Annotated in this window: 15 protein-coding genes and 3 tRNA genes; 4 read left to right on the top strand and 14 right to left on the bottom strand. The window is 72.7% G+C overall.

Features of this window, described 5'->3' with window-relative positions; genetic code table 11:
- Positions 1-81 precede the first annotated feature (81 nt).
- From ACFWA9_RS01880 to ACFWA9_RS01860, 5 genes are all read right to left on the bottom strand, one after another.
- Positions 82-504, bottom strand: coding sequence for a MaoC family dehydratase (locus ACFWA9_RS01880; RefSeq protein WP_329488178.1), 423 nt, complete (start codon positions 502-504; stop codon positions 82-84).
- Positions 505-508: 4 nt separating this feature from the next.
- On the bottom strand, positions 509-967 hold the full coding sequence (locus ACFWA9_RS01875; protein WP_329488179.1) for a MaoC family dehydratase N-terminal domain-containing protein: 459 nt from the start codon (positions 965-967) through the stop codon (positions 509-511).
- A 115-nt stretch (positions 968-1,082) separates the two neighbouring features.
- Positions 1,083-1,247 (bottom strand): 50S ribosomal protein L33, encoded by a 165-nt coding sequence (gene rpmG / locus ACFWA9_RS01870; protein ID WP_006604855.1) that lies wholly within the window; start codon positions 1,245-1,247, stop codon positions 1,083-1,085.
- A gap of 83 nt (positions 1,248-1,330) precedes the next feature.
- Positions 1,331-1,403: transfer RNA gene (locus tag ACFWA9_RS01865), tRNA-Met, on the bottom strand.
- A 43-nt stretch (positions 1,404-1,446) separates the two neighbouring features.
- Positions 1,447-1,519 (bottom strand) — tRNA-Thr (locus tag ACFWA9_RS01860).
- A gap of 254 nt (positions 1,520-1,773) precedes the next feature.
- Here ACFWA9_RS01860 and ACFWA9_RS01855 point away from each other — a divergent pair.
- Positions 1,774-3,045, top strand: coding sequence for a hydrolase (locus ACFWA9_RS01855; RefSeq protein ID WP_352286314.1), 1,272 nt, complete (start codon positions 1,774-1,776; stop codon positions 3,043-3,045).
- 303 nt (positions 3,046-3,348) lie between these two features.
- Here the strand turns inward: ACFWA9_RS01855 and ACFWA9_RS01850 are convergent, their stop codons facing one another.
- The 7 genes from ACFWA9_RS01850 to ACFWA9_RS01820 form a co-directional block, all read right to left on the bottom strand.
- Positions 3,349-4,023 (bottom strand): response regulator, encoded by a 675-nt coding sequence (locus ACFWA9_RS01850; protein WP_352286313.1) that lies wholly within the window; start codon positions 4,021-4,023, stop codon positions 3,349-3,351.
- Positions 4,020-6,569, bottom strand: a complete 2,550-nt coding sequence (locus ACFWA9_RS01845) for an ATP-binding protein (protein ID WP_380382357.1) — start codon at positions 6,567-6,569, stop codon at positions 4,020-4,022. Before ACFWA9_RS01845 ends, ACFWA9_RS01850 begins: the two co-directional genes overlap by 4 nt.
- A gap of 179 nt (positions 6,570-6,748) precedes the next feature.
- On the bottom strand, positions 6,749-7,378 hold the full coding sequence (gene kdpC / locus ACFWA9_RS01840; RefSeq protein ID WP_380382355.1) for a potassium-transporting ATPase subunit KdpC: 630 nt from the start codon (positions 7,376-7,378) through the stop codon (positions 6,749-6,751).
- Positions 7,379-7,393: 15 nt separating this feature from the next.
- Positions 7,394-9,511, bottom strand: a complete 2,118-nt coding sequence (kdpB, locus tag ACFWA9_RS01835) for a potassium-transporting ATPase subunit KdpB (protein ID WP_380382353.1) — start codon at positions 9,509-9,511, stop codon at positions 7,394-7,396.
- The gene (gene kdpA, locus ACFWA9_RS01830) at positions 9,511-11,172 is read right to left on the bottom strand and encodes a potassium-transporting ATPase subunit KdpA (RefSeq protein ID WP_352286306.1); all 1,662 of its coding nucleotides are present in this window, start codon (positions 11,170-11,172) and stop codon (positions 9,511-9,513) included. Before kdpA ends, kdpB begins: the two co-directional genes overlap by 1 nt.
- Before the next feature lies 1 nt (position 11,173).
- Positions 11,174-11,263, bottom strand: a complete 90-nt coding sequence (gene kdpF / locus ACFWA9_RS01825; protein WP_238863773.1) for a K(+)-transporting ATPase subunit F — start codon at positions 11,261-11,263, stop codon at positions 11,174-11,176.
- A gap of 369 nt (positions 11,264-11,632) precedes the next feature.
- Positions 11,633-13,711 carry an APC family permease gene (locus tag ACFWA9_RS01820; protein WP_380382351.1) on the bottom strand — a complete coding sequence of 693 codons (2,079 nt, stop codon included), beginning with the start codon at positions 13,709-13,711 and terminating at the stop codon, positions 11,633-11,635.
- A gap of 526 nt (positions 13,712-14,237) precedes the next feature.
- Here ACFWA9_RS01820 and ACFWA9_RS01815 point away from each other — a divergent pair.
- Positions 14,238-14,912: an HAD family hydrolase gene (locus tag ACFWA9_RS01815; RefSeq protein ID WP_380382349.1), complete on the top strand. Its 675-nt coding sequence runs from the start codon at positions 14,238-14,240 to the stop codon at positions 14,910-14,912.
- Positions 14,913-14,961: 49 nt separating this feature from the next.
- The gene (locus ACFWA9_RS01810) at positions 14,962-15,183 is read left to right on the top strand and encodes a hypothetical protein (protein ID WP_329488197.1); all 222 of its coding nucleotides are present in this window, start codon (positions 14,962-14,964) and stop codon (positions 15,181-15,183) included.
- 110 nt (positions 15,184-15,293) lie between these two features.
- Here ACFWA9_RS01810 and ACFWA9_RS01805 read toward each other — a convergent pair.
- Positions 15,294-15,374, bottom strand: a tRNA-Tyr gene (locus ACFWA9_RS01805).
- 216 nt (positions 15,375-15,590) lie between these two features.
- Here ACFWA9_RS01805 and ACFWA9_RS01800 point away from each other — a divergent pair.
- Positions 15,591-16,079 (top strand): YajQ family cyclic di-GMP-binding protein, encoded by a 489-nt coding sequence (locus ACFWA9_RS01800; protein WP_329488198.1) that lies wholly within the window; start codon positions 15,591-15,593, stop codon positions 16,077-16,079.
- Positions 16,080-16,155: 76 nt separating this feature from the next.
- Here the strand turns inward: ACFWA9_RS01800 and ACFWA9_RS01795 are convergent, their stop codons facing one another.
- Entirely contained in the window at positions 16,156-16,839 is a 684-nt protein-coding gene (locus tag ACFWA9_RS01795) for a hypothetical protein (protein ID WP_352286301.1), read from the bottom strand.
- Between the last annotated feature and the right edge of the window lie 3 nt (positions 16,840-16,842).

Here is a 16,842-nt window from a genome sequence, read left to right as displayed (position 1 = left end):
CACGCCCCCAGCGTACGGGGAGGGGCCGGTCCGCCCCTCCCCGCCGGGCGCTCGGGCTCCGGATGCGCGGGCTCCGGGCGCTCAGGCCAGCCGGACGACGGCGCGGGACATGCCCAGCACCTTCAGGCCGCCGAAGGTCGCCAGCAGGTCGACCTGCACCTTCCGGTCGTCCAGCAGCTTGGCGACCTTGCCGGTCACCTCGATCACGGAGCCGACGCCGTCGTTGGGCACCGTCACCGGCCGGGTGAAGCGCACGCCGTACTCGACCACCGCGCCCGGGTCGCCGACCCAGTCGGTGACCACCCGGACCGCCTCGGCCATGGTGAACATGCCGTGCGCGATGACGTCGGGCAGGCCGACCTCCAGCGCGAACTTCTCGTTCCAGTGGATCGGGTTGAAGTCCCCGGAGGCGCCCGCGTACTGCACCAGCGTGGCGCGCGTCACGGGGAAGGACCGCGCCGGCAGCTCGGTGCCGACCGCGACCTCGTCGTAGCTGATCGCCATGGTGTTACTCCCCCGCCTCGTCGGCGGCCCGGGCCACCAGGGTCATGACCGACGTCACCACGTGCTCGCCGGTCGCGTCCGTCACCTCGCCGCGCACCGTGAGCACGTCGTTGCCCGCGAGCGACTTGATGTTGTCGATGGTCACCGCGACGGAGAGCCGGTCACCGGCCCGCACCGGGCGGGTGTAGACGAACTTCTGGTCACCGTGCACCACGCGGCTGTAGTCCAGGCCCAGCTGCGGGTCCTCCACCACCTGGCCGGCGGCCCGGTAGGTGAGCACGAACGGGAAGGTCGGCGGGGCGATGACGTCCGGGTGGCCGAACGCCTTGGCCGCCTCCGGGTCGGTGTACGCCGGGTTGGCGTCGCCCACGGCGACGGCGAACTCGCGGATCTTCTCCCGGCCGACCTCGTACGGCTCGGTGGGCGGGTACGTCCGCCCGATGAAGGAGGGGTCGAGTGCCATGGCAGCTCCTCAAGAGCGCGGTGAATGACGAAAAGACTCCGGGCCGCACCCTGTGAGGGGTACGGCCCGGAGTCGTAGACCTGTGATCACACAGGCCCGCGGACACGCGACAGGGTCAGCGGGTCTCGCGGTGCGCGGTGTGCGAGTTGCAGCGGGGGCAGTGCTTCTTCATCTCAAGACGGTCCGGGTCGTTACGCCGGTTCTTCTTGGTGATGTAGTTCCGCTCCTTGCACTCCACGCAGGCCAGCGTGATCTTCGGGCGGACATCGGTGGCAGCCACGGGAGTGCCTTCCTTGGACATTGAATAAGAACACAACAAGAGTAGCCGACCGGGAGTGCGATCTCCCGACCGACTACGCGGGGTAGCGGTGACCGGACTTGAACCGGTGACACAGCGATTATGAGCCGCTTGCTCTACCAACTGAGCTACACCGCCACAGTGATCCGGAGCACAGCCGAAGCTGACTCCCTCTCACCAGAGCCCCCATGCGGAATCGAACCGCAGACCTTCTCCTTACCATGGAGACGCTCTACCGACTGAGCTATAGGGGCGAACGAGGAAGAGATTACACGTTCCGCGCCCAGAGGTGAAATCCGTATCCCGGCGCGAAGACCGCAGGTGGGCGAGGTGCACGGGCGAGCGATCGAAGGCAGGGCGTTCGATCGGCCCCGGTGGGGCGCGGCCCGACCCGATACGACTATTGCCCGCGTCCCCGCACCCCGCGCCCCCGCGCCATAGGCTCGTCGCTCATTGATCGGGACGGGCCGGGGATCCGCACCGGCCGGCGCGAGGGAGGAACCGGGCGATGGACAGCGCACCCTCCGACGGGCCCCACCCCGGGTCCGGGCCGGCCGCCAACCCGCTGGGGCACGGCCCCGTCCTGCTGCTCACCGACGCCCGGCTCGCCGACGGCCGGGTGGTGGACGTACGGATCAGCGGCGACCGGATCCAGGCCGTCGGCACCACCGGCAGCCTCGGCCCGCTGCCGGCCCTGCCCGGTGCCCCCACCACGACCACCGGGGCCCGGATCGACCTCAAGGGCTATCTGCTGCTGCCGGCCCCCGCCGAGGCGCACGCCCACTACGACGTCGCCTTCTCGGCCGCGCTGCCCGCACCGCCGCCGGAGACCTCCGGCGACCTGACCCGCCGGGTCACCGAGGCCGCGCTCACCTCGCTGGGCTACGGCGCCACCGCGCAGCGCACCCACGTCCGGATCGGCGACGTGCACGGGCTGCGCCGGCTGGAGGCGGTGCTCACCGCCCGGCAGGCGCTGCGCGGCCTGGCGGAGCTGCAGGCGGTCGCGATGCCCCGGCTGCTCACCGGTCTGGCCGGCGCGGACGGCCGGGCCCAGCTGCGCGACGCGCTCAAGCTCGGCGCCACCGCGGCCGGCGGCTGTCCGGAGCTGGACCCTGACCCGGCCGGGTACGTCCAGGTGCTGCTGGAGGCCGCCCGGGAGGCGGACTGCCCGGTGGACCTGCACACCACCGGGGCCGACGCGGCGCAGCTGGCCCGGCTGGCGAGCGCGCTCGCCCCGCTGCGGCCCCGGGTGGTGCTCGGCCCGTGCGGCGCGCTGGCGCCGGGCGGGCCGGCGGTGCTGGCCAGCAGCGGCGTCCGGGTGGTCTGCCTGCCGCAGAACGGCGGCTGCAGCGGTCTGGAGGGCCGGGCGGCCGGGATGCGGCCGGGGCTGCCGCGGGAGCTGGCGCAGGCCCGGGTACCGCTCTCGGCCGGCAGCGGCTCGCTGCGGGACCCGGCCAACCCGGTGGGCCGGGCCGATCCGCTGGAGGCCGCCTACCTGCTGGCGGCGAGCGGGGTGCTGGACGTGGAGGAGGCGTACGACGCGGTGGCCAACCAGGCCCGGGCGGCGCTCGGGCTGCCGCCGGTCCGGGTGGACGCCGGGTTCCCGGCGGAGCTGCTGGCGGTGCGCGGGGACAGCCTGGCGGGGGCGCTCGCGGGCGGGCACAGCCGGCTGGTGGTGCACAGCGGGCGGATCGTCAGCCGGACCAGTGCCGTGCGGGAGTTCGCCGACACGGTGGCGCTGGCGCTGCCGCGGCAGTCGGGGAGCGCGGGCGGGGGCTGAGCGGCGGGCCGGCGGCGGCCCGACCAGGGCAGCTGAGCAGGCCCGACCGGGGCAGCTGAGCAGGGCCGAGCGGGTGACAGGGGCGCGCGTCGTTGGGCGCGCGCCCCTCCCCCACCGGTCGGCCGCCGAGACGGCGGAGCGGTCCCGGCATCCCCCACATGGAGCAGGGCCGCTCGCTCACCGACGACGCTACGCCCGCCGACCGCCCCGGCCGGCCGTCCTGACGCCCTCCTGTCGCCCGGCGGCCCACCCTTGACGCTCCGTTGACGCGCGGCCGTCGGGGGGGCCGCCGCCGTCCCGGCGTCAGGGCTCGTACCGGTAGCCGAGACCGGGCTCGGTGATCAGGTGGCGCGGCCGGGCCGGATCGCGTTCCAGCTTGCGGCGCAGCCCCGCCAGGTAGACCCGCAGGTAGTTGCCGCGCCCCTCCTGCGCCGGGCCCCAGACCTCGCGCAGGATCCGCCGGCCGGGCACCAGGCGGCCGGGGTCGGCGAGCAGCAGCGCCAGGATCCGCCACTCGGTGGGGGTGAGCCGGACCGGGCCGTCCGGGCCGGTCACGGTGGTGGCGGCGAGGTCCACGGTGTGGGCGCCGATCACCCGCGCGGCCGGGGCCGGGCCGCCCGGTGGACGGCGCAGGACGGCGCGCAGCCGGGCCAGCAGTTCCTCCATCAGGAACGGCTTGGTGAGGTAGTCGTCGGCGCCGGCGTCCAGGGCGCCCACCTTGTCGGCCGCGCCGGTGCGGCCGGAGAGCACGATGATCGGTACGGCGCTGCGGCTGCGCAGGCCCCGGATGACATCCAGGCCGTCCAGGTCGGGCAGGCCCAGGTCGAGCAGGACGGCGTCGGGCGAGGTCCGGGCGGCGCGGTCCAGGGCCTCGCCACCGCTGGCGGCCGTCCGGACGGCGTACCGGCGGGCGCTCAGGTTGATCCGCAGGGTGCGCAGCAGCGCCGGTTCGTCGTCGACGATCAGGATCTCGCTCATGCGGGCGCTCCTCCCGGGTGGGCGGCGGGCAGGGTGAGCAGCATGGTGGTGCCGCCCCCGGGGGTGTCCTCGACCTCCAGGCCGCCGCCCATGGCCTCGGCGAGGCCGCGGGAGAGGGCGAGGCCGAGGCCGACGCCGGTGGTGTTGTCGGTGTCGCCGAGGCGCTGGAAGGGCAGGAAGACGCGGTCGCGGTCCTCGGCGGCGATGCCGGGGCCGCGGTCGATCACCCTGACCTCGACCCGGTCGCCGAGGTGGCTGGCGGCGACCAGGACCGGGGTGCCGGGGGCGGTGTGGCGCAGGGCGTTGGCGATGACGTTGGCCAGGACGCGCTCCAGCAGCGGCGGGTCGACCAGGACGGCCGGGACGCCCTCCTCGATGTCGAACGTGAGGTCGAGCGGCCGTACCGGCGCGTACGGGTCGGGGAGGGTGTCCAGGGCCCGGGGCAGGATCTCGTCCAGGTGGGTCTCGGCGAGGTGGAGGGTGAGGGCCCCGGCCTGGAGGCGGCTCATGTCGAGCAGGTTGTCCACCAGCCGGGTGAGCTTGACCAGGGACTCGTCGGCGGTGGCCAGGAGTTCGGCCCGGTCCTCGGCGGAGAACTCGACGTCGGGGCTGCGCAGCGAGCCGACCGAGGCCAGCGCGGCGGCCAGCGGGGTGCGCAGGTCGTGGCTGACGGCGGCGAGCAGGGCGGTGCGCATCCGGTCGGCGGCCCTGATCGGTTCGACCTCGGCGGCCACCACGGCGAGCCGGTCGCGTTCCAGCGCGGCGGCCACGTGGGCGGCGAACGCGGTGAGGACGCGCTGGTCGGCGGCGGGCAGCCGGCGGCCGGTGAGCGCCAGCAGGGCGTCGGCGCCGACCGGGACCTCGGTGGTCTCGCCGGGCCCGGCGGGCCCGCCCTCGCCGTCGCAGCGGGCCAGCACCGCGCCGCCGGTGCGTTCCAGCAGGGCGACGGAGTCCATCCCGAAGGCCGTCCGGGACTTCTCCAGCAGGGCGGGCAGGGCGTCGGCGCCGCGCAGCACGCTGCCGGCCAGGGTGGAGAGGGTCTCGGCCTCGGCGGTGGCCCGGGCGGCCCGGGTGGTGAGCCGGCCCGCGTGGTCGACCACGGTGGAGACGGTGAGCGCGACGGCGGCGAACACCAGCAGGGCGACGAGGTTGTTGGTCTCGCCGATGGTCAGGGTGTGCAGGGGCGGGATGAAGAAGTAGTTCAGCAGCAGCGAGGCGACGAGGGAGGCCAGCAGGGCCGAGGTGGCGCCGCCGAGCAGGGCGACGACGACCACGCCCAGCTGGAAGATCAGCGCGTCGGTGGTCAGGTTGACGGTGCCGTGGGACTGCGAGAGGCCGGCCGTCAGCAGCCAGGGCAGCACGAGTCCGGCGGCGTAGCCGGCGACGGTGCGGCGCCTGGAGTGGCGGCGGCCGAGCGGGGGCAGCCGGCCGCGGCCGGTGAACGCGTGGGTGACCATGTGGACGTCGATGTCCTCGGAGGCGTCCACGGTGGTCTCGCCGATGCCGGGGCCGGTGAGGAGCCGGGCGATCCGGCCGCGCCGGCTGGTGCCGAGGACGAGCTGGGTGGCGTCGTGGGCGCGGGCGAAGGCCAGCAGCGCGGTGGGGATGTCGTCGCCGACCACCACGTGGTAGCCGCCGCCCAGCGCCTCCACCAGCTGCCGCTGCTGGGCGAGCGCCCCCGAGGACGCCCCGGCCAGGCCGTCGCTGCGGGTGACGTGCACGGCGAGCAGGTCGCCGCCCGCCGTGCGGTCGGCGATCCGGGCGGCGCGGCGGATCAGCGTCTCGCCCTCGGGGCCGCCGGTGAGGGCGACCACCACCCGCTCGCGGGCCTCCCAGACGCGGTCGATGCGGTGGCTGGCCCGGTAGTCGCGCAGCCCCTCGTCGACCCGCCCGGCCACCCAGAGCAGGGCGAGCTCGCGCAGGGCGGTGAGGTTGCCGACCCGGAAGTAGTTCGAGAGCGCGGCGTCCACTTTCTCCGCCCGGTAGACGTTGCCGTGAGCCATCCGGCGGCGCAGCGCCTGGGGAGCCATGTCGACGAGTTCGATCTGGTCGGCCCGGCGGACCACCTCGTCCGGGACGGTCTCGCGCTGGGGGATGCCGGTGATCTTCTGGACGACGTCGTTCAGCGATTCCAGGTGCTGGACGTTGACGGTGGTGATGACGTCGATCCCGGCGGCCAGCAGCTCCTCGACGTCCTGCCAGCGCTTGGCGTGCCGGCCGCCGGGGACGTTGGTGTGCGCGAGCTCGTCCACCAGCACCAGGGAGGGGCGGCGGGCGAGCAGCGCGTCGAGGTCCATCTCCTCGAACTCGGCGTCCCGGTAGGACCGTCGGGCCCGGGGAGCGACGTCCAGGCCGTCGAGCATGGCCTCGGTGTGGCGGCGGCCGTGGCACTCGATGTAGCCGACCACCACCTCCGCGCCGCGGTCCTGTCTGCGCCTGGCCTCGTCCAGCATCCGGTAGGTCTTGCCGACACCGGGGGCGGAACCGAGGTACACCCTCAGCCGGCCGCGGCGGGGGCCGGTGCCGGGGGCGAGGTCGCGGGCCATGGGCGCTGCTCTTTCGTCTTCGTACGGGGGTCGGGAATTGCGTCTTTCGTCTTCGTACGGGGGTCGGGGCGTGGTGCTTTCGTCTTCGTACGGGGGTCGGGACGTACGGCGGCCGACCCGGGCGCGGGGTGGTGCCCCGGCCCGGGTCGGCCTGTCTCACGGTGCTGCCTGCCTGTCCGTCACTTCTGGTGCGCCAGAGCCGTGTTGAGGAGGACGACGTTGACTCCCGGCTGGCCGAGGAAGCCCAGCGAGCGGCCCTCGGTGTACCTGTCGATCAGCTTCTCCACCGTCTCCACCGGCAGGTTCCGGGCCCCGGCGACCCGGGCGGCCTGCTCCTCGGCGTAGGCGACCGAGATGTGCGGGTCGAGGCCCGAGCCGGAGGCGGTGACCGCGTCCACCGGCACCTTCGCCGGGTCGACGCCGTCGAACGCGGCGACCGCGGCGCGGCGGTCCTCGATCGCCTTGGCGAGGTCCTCGCTGTTCGGGCCCAGGTTGGAGGCGCCGGAGCTCTTCGGGTCGTACCCGCCGGCGGAGGGCCGGGGCTGGAACCACTTCGGGTCCGGCCGGGCCGCCTCGTTCTCGTCGCCGGGGTTCCGCTTGGGCAGGTCGAAGGTCTGGCCCAGCAGGCTGGAGCCGACCTCCTTGCCGTCGGCCCTCACGATCGAGCCGTCGGCCTTGTCGGCGAAGGCGACCTGGCCGATGCCGGTGACCAGCAGCGGGTAGGCGAGGCCGAGGATCACCGTCATCACCAGCAGCATCCGCAGTGCGGTGAGGTGCGTGCGCACGGTGGTGGGCAGGGGCTTGGACATCTGGGTTCTCCTCTCTCAGCTCAGGCCGGGGACGAACTGGACGACGAGGTCGATCAGCTTGATCCCGACGAAGGGGACGACCAGACCGCCGAAGCCGTAGACCCCGAGGTTGCGGCGCAGTAGGGAACTCGCGTCCGACGGGCGGTACTTGACCCCGCGCAGGGCGAGCGGGATCAGGCCGACGATGACCAGGGCGTTGAAGACGATCGCCGAGGTGATCGCGGACTGCGGGCTGTGCAGGCCCATGATGTTGAGCCTGTCCAGGCCCGGGTAGACCGCCGCGAACATCGCCGGGATGATCGCGAAGTACTTCGCGACGTCGTTGGCGATCGAGAAGGTGGTGAGCGCGCCGCGGGTGATCAGGAGCTGCTTGCCGATCTCGACGATCTCGATCAGCTTGGTGGGGTTGGAGTCCAGGTCGACCATGTTGCCGGCCTCCTTGGCCGCCATGGTCCCGGTGTTCATCGCGACGCCGACATCGGCCTGGGCGAGGGCGGGGGCGTCGTTGGTGCCGTCGCCGGTCATCGCGACCAGCTTGCCGCCCGCCTGCTCCTTCTTGATCAGGGCCATCTTGTCCTCGGGGGTGGCCTCGGCGAGGAAGTCGTCCACGCCCGCCTCCTCCGCGATCGCCCTGGCGGTCAGCGGGTTGTCGCCGGTGATCATGATGGTCTTGATGCCCATCCGGCGCAGCTCGTCGAACCGCTCCCGCATGCCCTCCTTGACCACGTCCTTGAGGTGGATGACGCCCAGCACCCGGGCCGGGGCCGAGGCCGTGCGCGTCGCCACCACCAGCGGTGTGCCGCCGGCCGCGGCGATGCCGTCGACCAGGGCGGAGACCTCGTCGGTGACCGTGCCGCCGTGGCCGGTGACCCAGTGGGTGACCGCGGCGGCCGCGCCCTTGCGGATCTGGTGGACCCCGTCGGCCTCGTCCAGGTCGACGCCGGACATCCGGGTCTGCGCGGTGAACGGCACCCAGGTGGCGTGCGTCAACTCGCCCTGGGCGCGGGCCCGCAGGCCGTAGCCGGTCTTGGCGAGAACGACGATCGAGCGGCCCTCCGGAGTCTCGTCCGCGAGGGACGACAGCTGGGCGGCGTCCGCGAGCCGCTCGGTGGAGACGCCCGTGGCGGAGAGGAACTCGGCGGCCTGGCGGTTGCCGAGGGTGATGGTGCCGGTCTTGTCGAGCAGCAGGGTGTTCACGTCGCCGGCGGCCTCGACGGCCCGGCCGGACATCGCCAGCACGTTGCGCTGGACCAGCCGGTCCATGCCCGCGATGCCGATCGCCGAGAGCAGCGCGCCGATGGTGGTCGGGATGAGCGCCACGATCAGCGCCACCAGCACGATCATCGACTGCGGCGCACCCGCGTAGGTGGCCATCGGCTGGAGCGTGACGACCGCGACCAGGAAGACGATCGTCAGCGAGGCCAGCAGGATGTTGAGCGCGATCTCGTTCGGCGTCTTCTGCCGGGCCGCGCCCTCGACCAGGGCGATCATCCGGTCGATGAACGACTTGCCGGGCTCGGAGGCGATCTTCACCACGATCCGGTCGGACAGCACCTTGGTGCCGCCGGTGACCGCGCTGCGGTCACCGCCCGACTCGCGGATCACCGGCGCGGACTCGCCCGTGATCGCCGACTCGTCCACCGAGGCGACCCCCTCGACGACGTCGCCGTCGCCGGGGATGATCTGCCCGGCCTCGACCACCACGTGGTCGCCCAGGCACAGCGCCGTCCCCGGCACCTCCTCCTCGGCCCGGCTCGCCGGCCAGTCGGTGAGCCGGCGGGCCATGGTGTCCGTCTTGGTCTTGCGCAGGGTGTCCGCCTGCGCCTTCCCGCGGCCCTCGGCCACCGCCTCGGCCAGGTTGGCGAAGACGGTGGTCAGCCAGAGCCAGACGGTGATCGACCAGGCGAAGACGGACGGGTCGGCGATCGCGGCGATCGTGGTCACGACCGAGCCGACCTCGACCACGAACATCACCGGGTTCCTGACCATCACCCGGGGGTCGAGCTTCTTCACCGCGTCGGGCAGCGACGAGACGATCAGCTTCGGGTCCAGCAGTCCGCCGGAGACCCTGTGCGGCGCCGCCGCGGGCGCCTGCGGCTGCGCGGCCGGCTTGTCGGTAAGGGTGGAGGACATCAGGAGAGACCTTCCGCGATCGGCCCGAGAGCCAGGGCCGGGAAGTAGGTGAGACCGACGACGATCAGGACGACGCCCGACAGCAGGCCCACGAACAGCGGCTTGTGGGTGGGCAGGGTGCCCGGGGTGGCGGGGACGGGCTGCTGGCTCGCGAGCGAGCCGGCCAGCGCCAGGACGAAGACCATCGGCAGGAACCGGCCGAACACCATCGCCAGTCCGATCGCGGTGTCGTACCAGTCGGTGTTCACCGTGATCCCGGCGAACGCCGAACCGTTGTTGTTCGCGCCGGAGGTGAACGCGTACAGCACCTCGGAGAAGCCGTGCGCACCGGAGTTGAGCATCCCGGCCCGCTCACCGGGCAGCGCCATCGCCACCCCGGTGCCGACCAGCACCAGCGTCGGCGTGGTCAGGATGTAGAGCGAGGCGAACTTCATCTCCCGCCCGCCCAGCTTCTTGCCCAGGTACTCCGGGGTGCGGCCGACCATCAGCCCGGCCACGAAGACCGCGACGACCGCCAGCACCAGCATCCCGTACAGGCCCGAGCCGGTGCCGCCGGGCGCGATCTCGCCCAGCATCATGTTGAACATCGTCAGCCCGCCGCCGAACGGCGAGTACGAGTCGTGGAAGGAGTTCACCGCGCCGGTCGAGGTGAGCGTCGTCGAGGCCGCGAACAGGCTGGACGCCGCGATGCCGAACCGCTGCTCCTTGCCCTCCATCGCGCCGCCGGCCGCCTGCATCGCGGTACCGGAGTGCCGGGCCTCGGAGAGGGTGATCAGCGCGACCGAGGCCACCCAGAACAGGCCCATCACCGCGACGATCGCGTAGCCCTGCCGGTGGTCGCCCACCATCTTCCCGAAGGCGCGCGGCAGCGCGAACGGGATCAGCAGGATCAGGAAGACCTGCAGCAGGTTGGTGAACCCGGTGGGGTTCTCGAACGGGTGCGCCGAGTTGGCGTTGTAGAAGCCGCCGCCGTTGGTGCCCAGCAGCTTGATGACCTCCTGCGAGGCCACCGCCCCGCCCGGGACCGCCTGCGGGTCGCCCGCCAGGGTGGTCACCTCGTGGAACCCGTGGAAGTTCTGCACCACCCCGTTCGCCACCAGGACCAGCGCGAAGACGATCGAGACCGGCAGCAGCAGCCGCAGCGTGATCCGGGTCAGGTCGACCCAGAAGTTGCCCACCCGGTCCGTCCGGTTGCGGGTGAAGCCCCGGATCAGCGCGGCCACCACGGCGATGCCGACGGCGGCGGAGACGAAGTTCTGCACCGCCAGGCCCGCCATCTGCGCCAGGTGCCCCATCGCGGACTCGCCGCTGTAGGACTGCCAGTTGGTGTTGGCGGTGAAGGAGATCGCGGTGTTCCACGCCTGGTGCCCCGACATCTGCGGGACCCCGAGGCTCAGCAGCAGGTGTCCCTGGAGCCGGATCAGGCCGTAGAGGAAGAGCACCGAGACGGCCGAGAAGGCTAGCACCGAGCGCAGGTAGACCGGCCAGCGCTGGTCGGCGTCGCCGTCCACCCCGACGACCTTGTACAGGCCGCGCTCCGCTCTGAGGTGCTTGGACGTGGTCAGGATCCGGGCGACGTAGTCGCCCAGGGGCCGGTAGCACAGGGCCAGCGCGCCCACCAGGGCGACGACCTGCGACCAGCCCGCGAGAACGGAACCCATGTCAGAACTTCTCCGGGTAGATCAGCGCGACGACGAGGTAGCCGACGAGGGCGACGGCCACGATGAGACCTGCGACGTTCTCGGCGCTCACAGCTTCTCCACCCCCCGCGCGATCAGGGCGATGACGGCGAACACGGCGACCGTGACACCGACGTGGATGAGATCGGACATGGGCTCCACCACAGTGGTTCGGAGGTGGCCGCGGCCCGGCCCCTGCGGGCGGTCGACGCGGCACCGGCGGTGGGCCGGCCTCGCCAGCCAACCGCGCCTACGGACCGCTACCGCCGTTCTTGACGTCCTCCATACGGCGCCCGTCCGATTGTTGACGGGCTCCATACGGTGACTCCCCGCGCTGCCCTTCACGCCTCGCCCGTCGCACTGCCGGGCGTCCCTCGGGACGGCCGCGCGGATACGCCGAGAGCCCCGGACCGCGTGGTCCGGGGCTCTCGGCGGCGGCGCCTCAGGCGTTCTCGGGCGCCGGCAGCCGCTCGTACTCCGACCGCGTCGCCGGCTCGCCGCGGCGGACCGCGCCGGGGGCCCGGCGGGACGGGTGGTGCGCCTTGCTGGAGGAGGTCAGCTGCCACGGCACGCTGATCACCATCACGCCCGGGGTGAAGAGCAGCCTGCTCTTCAGCCAGAGCGCCGACTGGTTGTGCAGTAGGTGCTCCCACCAGCGCCCGACCACGTACTCGGGGATGAAGACGGCCACCGCGTCCCGGGGGCTGGTCCGGCGGTACTCGCGCACGTACGCCACCACCGGCTTGGTGATCTCCCGGTACGGCGAGTCCAGCACCTTCAGCGGCACCCGGACGTCCAGTTCGCCCCACTGCCGCTCCAGTTCGCCGGTGGCCTCCCGCTCCACCGCCACGGTCAGCGCCTCCAGCGAGTCCGGCCGGAACGCCTCGGCGTAGCCGAGCGCCCGCAGGGTGGGCTTGTGCAGCTTGGAGACCAGCACGATCCCGTGCACCTGGGAGGGGCGCACCGAGTCGGCCTCGGGGTCGTCCACCGCCAGTTCCTCGGCGACGCGGTCGTAGTGCCGGCGGATGCCCCGCATCATCACCCAGAGCACCACCGCCGCGACCACGGCCAGCCAGGCGCCCTGGGTGAACTTGGTGAGCAGCACGATGACCAGCACCAGCGCGGTGGTGACCGCGCCGAAGGCGTTGATCACCCGGGCGCGCTGGGCCGGGCCGCGCACGCCCGGCTCGGTCTCGGTGCGCAGCACCCGGTTCCAGTGCTTCACCATGCCGATCTGGGAGAGCGTGAACGAGGTGAAGACGCCCAGGATGTAGAGGTGGATCAGGCTGGTGACGTCCGCCTCGTACAGCCAGAGCAGCCCGCCGGCCACCACCGCGAGGGCGATGATGCCGTTGGAGAAGGCGAGGCGGTCGCCGCGAGTGTGCATCTGCCGGGGCAGGTAGCGGTGTTCGGCCAGGATCGAGGCCAGCAGCGGGAAGCCGTTGAAGGCGGTGTTGGCCGCCAGGATCAGCACCAGCGCGGTGACGGCCTGGATGAAGTAGAAGAGGAAGCTCCGGTCGCCACCGAAGATCGCGGCCGCCAGCTGGGCGATCACGGTCTGCTGCGGCGCGGTGTGGCAGTCCCCCGCGAAGCCGGTCAACGTGCAGGCGTCGTCGGCGATGTGGACCTTGGACATCAGCGCCAGCGCGGTGATGCCGACGAACATGACCACGGCCGTGGTGCCCATCACGGCCATCGTGGCGGCGGCGTTCCTCGACTTGGGCGCCCGGAAGGCCGGTACGCCGTTGGAGATCGCCTCCACGCCCGTCAGTGCCGTGCAGCCGGAGGCGAACGCCCGCAGGCCCAGCATCAGCAGACCGAGGCCGGCCAGGGTGTCCTTGCCGTCCACGGGCAGGATCCCGTACGAGGCGCTGGCCGCCACCGGGGTGTCCCCGAAGATCGCCTTGACCAGTCCGGTGACCACCATCAGCAGCATGCCGCCGATGAACAGGTACGTCGGCGCGGCGAAGGCCTTGCCGGACTCCCGGACCCCGCGCAGGTTCATCGCCGCGAGCAGCACGACGAAGGCGACCGCCAGTTCGACCCGGTGGTCGGCCAGCGAGGGCAGCGCCGAGATGATGTTGTCGACGCCCGAGGCCACCGACACCGCGACCGTCATCACGTAGTCGACCAGCAGCGAAGCCGCCACCACCAGGCCCGAGTTGGCACCGAGGTTGCGGGACACCACCTCGTACGAGCCGCCGCCGCTCGGGTAGGCGTGGACGACCTGGCGGTAGGACATCACCACGACCGCCATCAGCGCGACCACACCGGCCGCGACCCACGGGGTCAGGTACAGGAAGGCGGTGCCACCGACGGTGAGCACCAGCAGGATCTCCTGGGTCGCGTAGGCGACCGAGGAGAGCGGGTCGGAAGCGAAGATCGGCAGCGCCAGCCGCTTGGGGAGCAGCGTCTCGCCCAGCTCCTCGCTGCGCATGGCTCGGCCGATCACTAGGCGCTTGAGCGCCTGGGGCAGGTTGAACACATGGGCGAGCGTAAGGGCGGAAAACGGACCGTCCATGGGCCCGAGCGGAGTACCGCGAGCGCCGGACGCGCCCTTTGGGCGGGGTGTTCCCGCAGGTGGAAGCCGCTATGGGGAGCGTGCTCCGAGCGGTACGGAGGCGTTTCGGGAGCGTTAAGGGGGGCCGTTAAGACATCGTCAAGATATGACGATCGGATAGGACATTTACGACATAGGCTCTCAATTCCCGCCTTCGCGAGCCACCCCCGGAGCATCACCCCGGCCGCTGCATCCACCGCCACAGCCGGCAGGCCGCCGCGTCGGCGTGCTGGAGCCGCGCCGCTCGCCGACGCCTCGTAGGGGGTCTCTGTGCGGGGTGGGCGGGCCGATGTCCCGGCGGGCGCCGGTTGGGAAGACGATCAGCTCGGACGGAGGACTCCCGGCGCACCTGGGCACGTCCGGAACTTCTCGGCGGGGAGGCTGAACGGCCCGGCCCCACCCCTCGGAGAACACTCTGCTGCCCCCAGGAAGCAATTGCAAGTAATGCGCAATAATGCGGATCCCTCCGACGGGCTACGCTCCGCGCATGGATCACCACTCTCCGCAGGCGAGCCCGCTCCTCCTCATCGACCTCGACCACACCCTGGTCGAACGCGACGGCGGCACCGACGCCTGGGCCACCGCGTTCTGCACCGCCCACGGCCTCCCCGTGGACACCGCACCCACCATCGTCACGCTGGTGCGCGCCGACCGCTCCCCGGCCGGCTTCGCCGGGATCGCCGCCCGCTACGGCCTCCGGCAGTCCGGCGAGGCCCTCTGGGAGGAACACGTCGCCCACGAGGCCGCCCGCACCCACCCGATCCCGGGCGTCCCCGCCGCCCTCACCGCCCTGCGCGAAGCCGGCTGGACCATCGGCGTCGTCACCAACGGCTACACCGACGTCCAGCGCGCCAAACTCGCCCGGACCGGCCTGCTCCCCGCCGTCGACGCCGTCTGCGTCTCCCAGGAGGCCGGCGCCCGCAAGCCCGACCCCGAGATCTTCCACCTGGCCGCCGCCCGCCTCGGCCGCACCCTCACCCCGGACACCTGGATGGTCGGCAACAACCCCGCCACCGACCTGCTGGGCGCCCACGCCTGCGGCATCCGCTCCATCTGGATCACCCCCACCCCGCCTCCGCCGCTCCCCCCGGCCCACCCCGCCCCCACCCACACCGCCCCCGACACCCCCGCGGCGGCCGCCCTCCTCCTGGCCGCCCCCTGAGCCGCACCGGCCGCCCGCCGATGTCGGCCCCCTCGGGCAGGCTTCACCCATGCGCGCACCACGAGTCCAGTGCCCCGCCTGCGGCCGACCGGTCGCCCTGATGCCCACCCGCCGGGCCGGCTACGGCGTCATCCACGACCACAAGAGGGACCGCCGCTCCCTCCTCCTCTGCGAGGCGAGCATGCGACCCCTCCCGCTCTCCCGGGCCACCGCCTGGCAGGACGCCCTCCCCGGCGTCACCCCCGACCCTCCGGCCCCCACGCTCTTCTGACCCCCCGGCACCGCCGAACCGGAACGCCCGCGCCCGAGACCCGCCCCCGGGTACGACAAAACCGGCCCTGAACAACGTTTCCGCTGTTCAGGGCCGGTCTGGTAATCCAGTGGCTGGTGCAGGGTTCGAACCTGCGTAGCTTACGCGGCAGATTTACAGTCTGCTCCCTTTGGCCGCTCGGGCAACCAGCCAGGATTTGGTGTCTCGCGGGGCTTGCCCCGTTCGACTCCGTAAACGATACCTGATGCCGGGGGGTGGTTCGCCACCTGGTTGGTCACGTGATGATCAACGGATGTGGCGTGGCTGTCGGGGGCGGGGGCGGGGTGGTGCTGGATAGGCTGGGGCTGCGGGCGTCCGGTGGGGCGGGCCGTGTCAGTGAAGCCAGAGCATCAAGGAGACCAACACCCATGGCCGACTCCAGTTTCGACATCGTCTCGAAGGTCGAGTGGCAGGAGGTCGACAACGCGATCAACCAGACCTCGCGTGAGATCGCCACCCGCTTCGACTTCAAGAACGTCGGCGCCGAGATCAGCCGCTCCGGCGAAACGATCGAGATGAAGGCCAGCGGCGAGGAGCGGGTGAAGGCCATTCTGGACGTGCTGCAGAGCAAGTTCATCAAGCGTGGCCTGTCGCTGAAGGCGCTGGACGCCAAGGAGCCGCAGCTGTCCGGCAAGGAGTACAAGATCTTCGCGGACGTGAAGGAGGGCATCTCCCAGGACGATGCCAAGAAGGTCGCGAAGATCATCCGTGACGAGGGCCCGAAGGGCGTCAAGGCCCAGGTCCAGGGCGACGAGCTCCGCGTGACCTCGAAGAGCCGCGACGACCTGCAGACCGTCCAGGCCCTGCTCAAGGGCAAGGACCTCGACTTCGCGCTCCAGTACGTGAACTACCGCTAGGTCCCGTCGGGACGGGGAGTGGCGACGGCCCCCGGACACCGTGTGGTGTCCGGGGGCCGTCGTGGCGGGCGGTGGGTCAGGGGCCGGTGAGGCGGGTGACCGTGCCGGTGGTGGTCGCGACGGTGTCGGGGGCCAGAGCCGTGACGGCCTGCTGGACGGCGGCCGGGTCCGGCTTGGCGGCCGTGGCGGCGTCGACCAGGGCCTTGGCCTTGGTCCCGAGCGAGGCGAGCCGGTCCTCCAGGGCCAGCGGCGGGAGCGCGGGGGTGGTGGTGCGCGGGGGCTCCGCCGCCGGCTGCTGGTCCAGCGGGGCCGGGACGGGCACGGGGGCCGCCACCGGGGCCGCGGGCAGCTGGGCGAGCAGGCCCTTCGTCGCCGTGTCGAGCGTGGCGAGCAGCTGCTGGAGGACGCCGAGGTCGGGGCTGCCGGTCGGCGGGGTGGCGGCCGAGAGCAGGCCGCTGACCAGCTTGAGGACGTCGCCGAGGCCGCCCAGCGCCCCGAGCGCGGCGGCCGGGTCGGGCACGGCGGCCGGCGCCGCGGCGAGGTCGGGTGCGGCGGGGAGCGCCGGAGCCGGGGCGGAGACCGGCGGGGCCGCGACCGGCGGCACGCCGACCGGCAGCGGGACGTCCGCGAGGATCGCGGGGGGCGAGCTGGCGGGGGTGAAGGCCGCGGCTTCGTTGCCGGCGGCGGTGGCGGACGCCGTGGCGACCGGGGTCAGCGCGATGGCTGCGGTCAGCGCGGCGGCCATCCAAGTGGCACGCATGGG

It is taken from the genome of Kitasatospora sp. NPDC059973 (assembly GCF_042737525.1).
GTDB lineage: Bacteria > Actinomycetota > Actinomycetes > Streptomycetales > Streptomycetaceae > Kitasatospora.
Note: the sequence above shows the minus strand (reverse complement) of the source record. Positions and strands in the feature narration are given on the sequence as shown.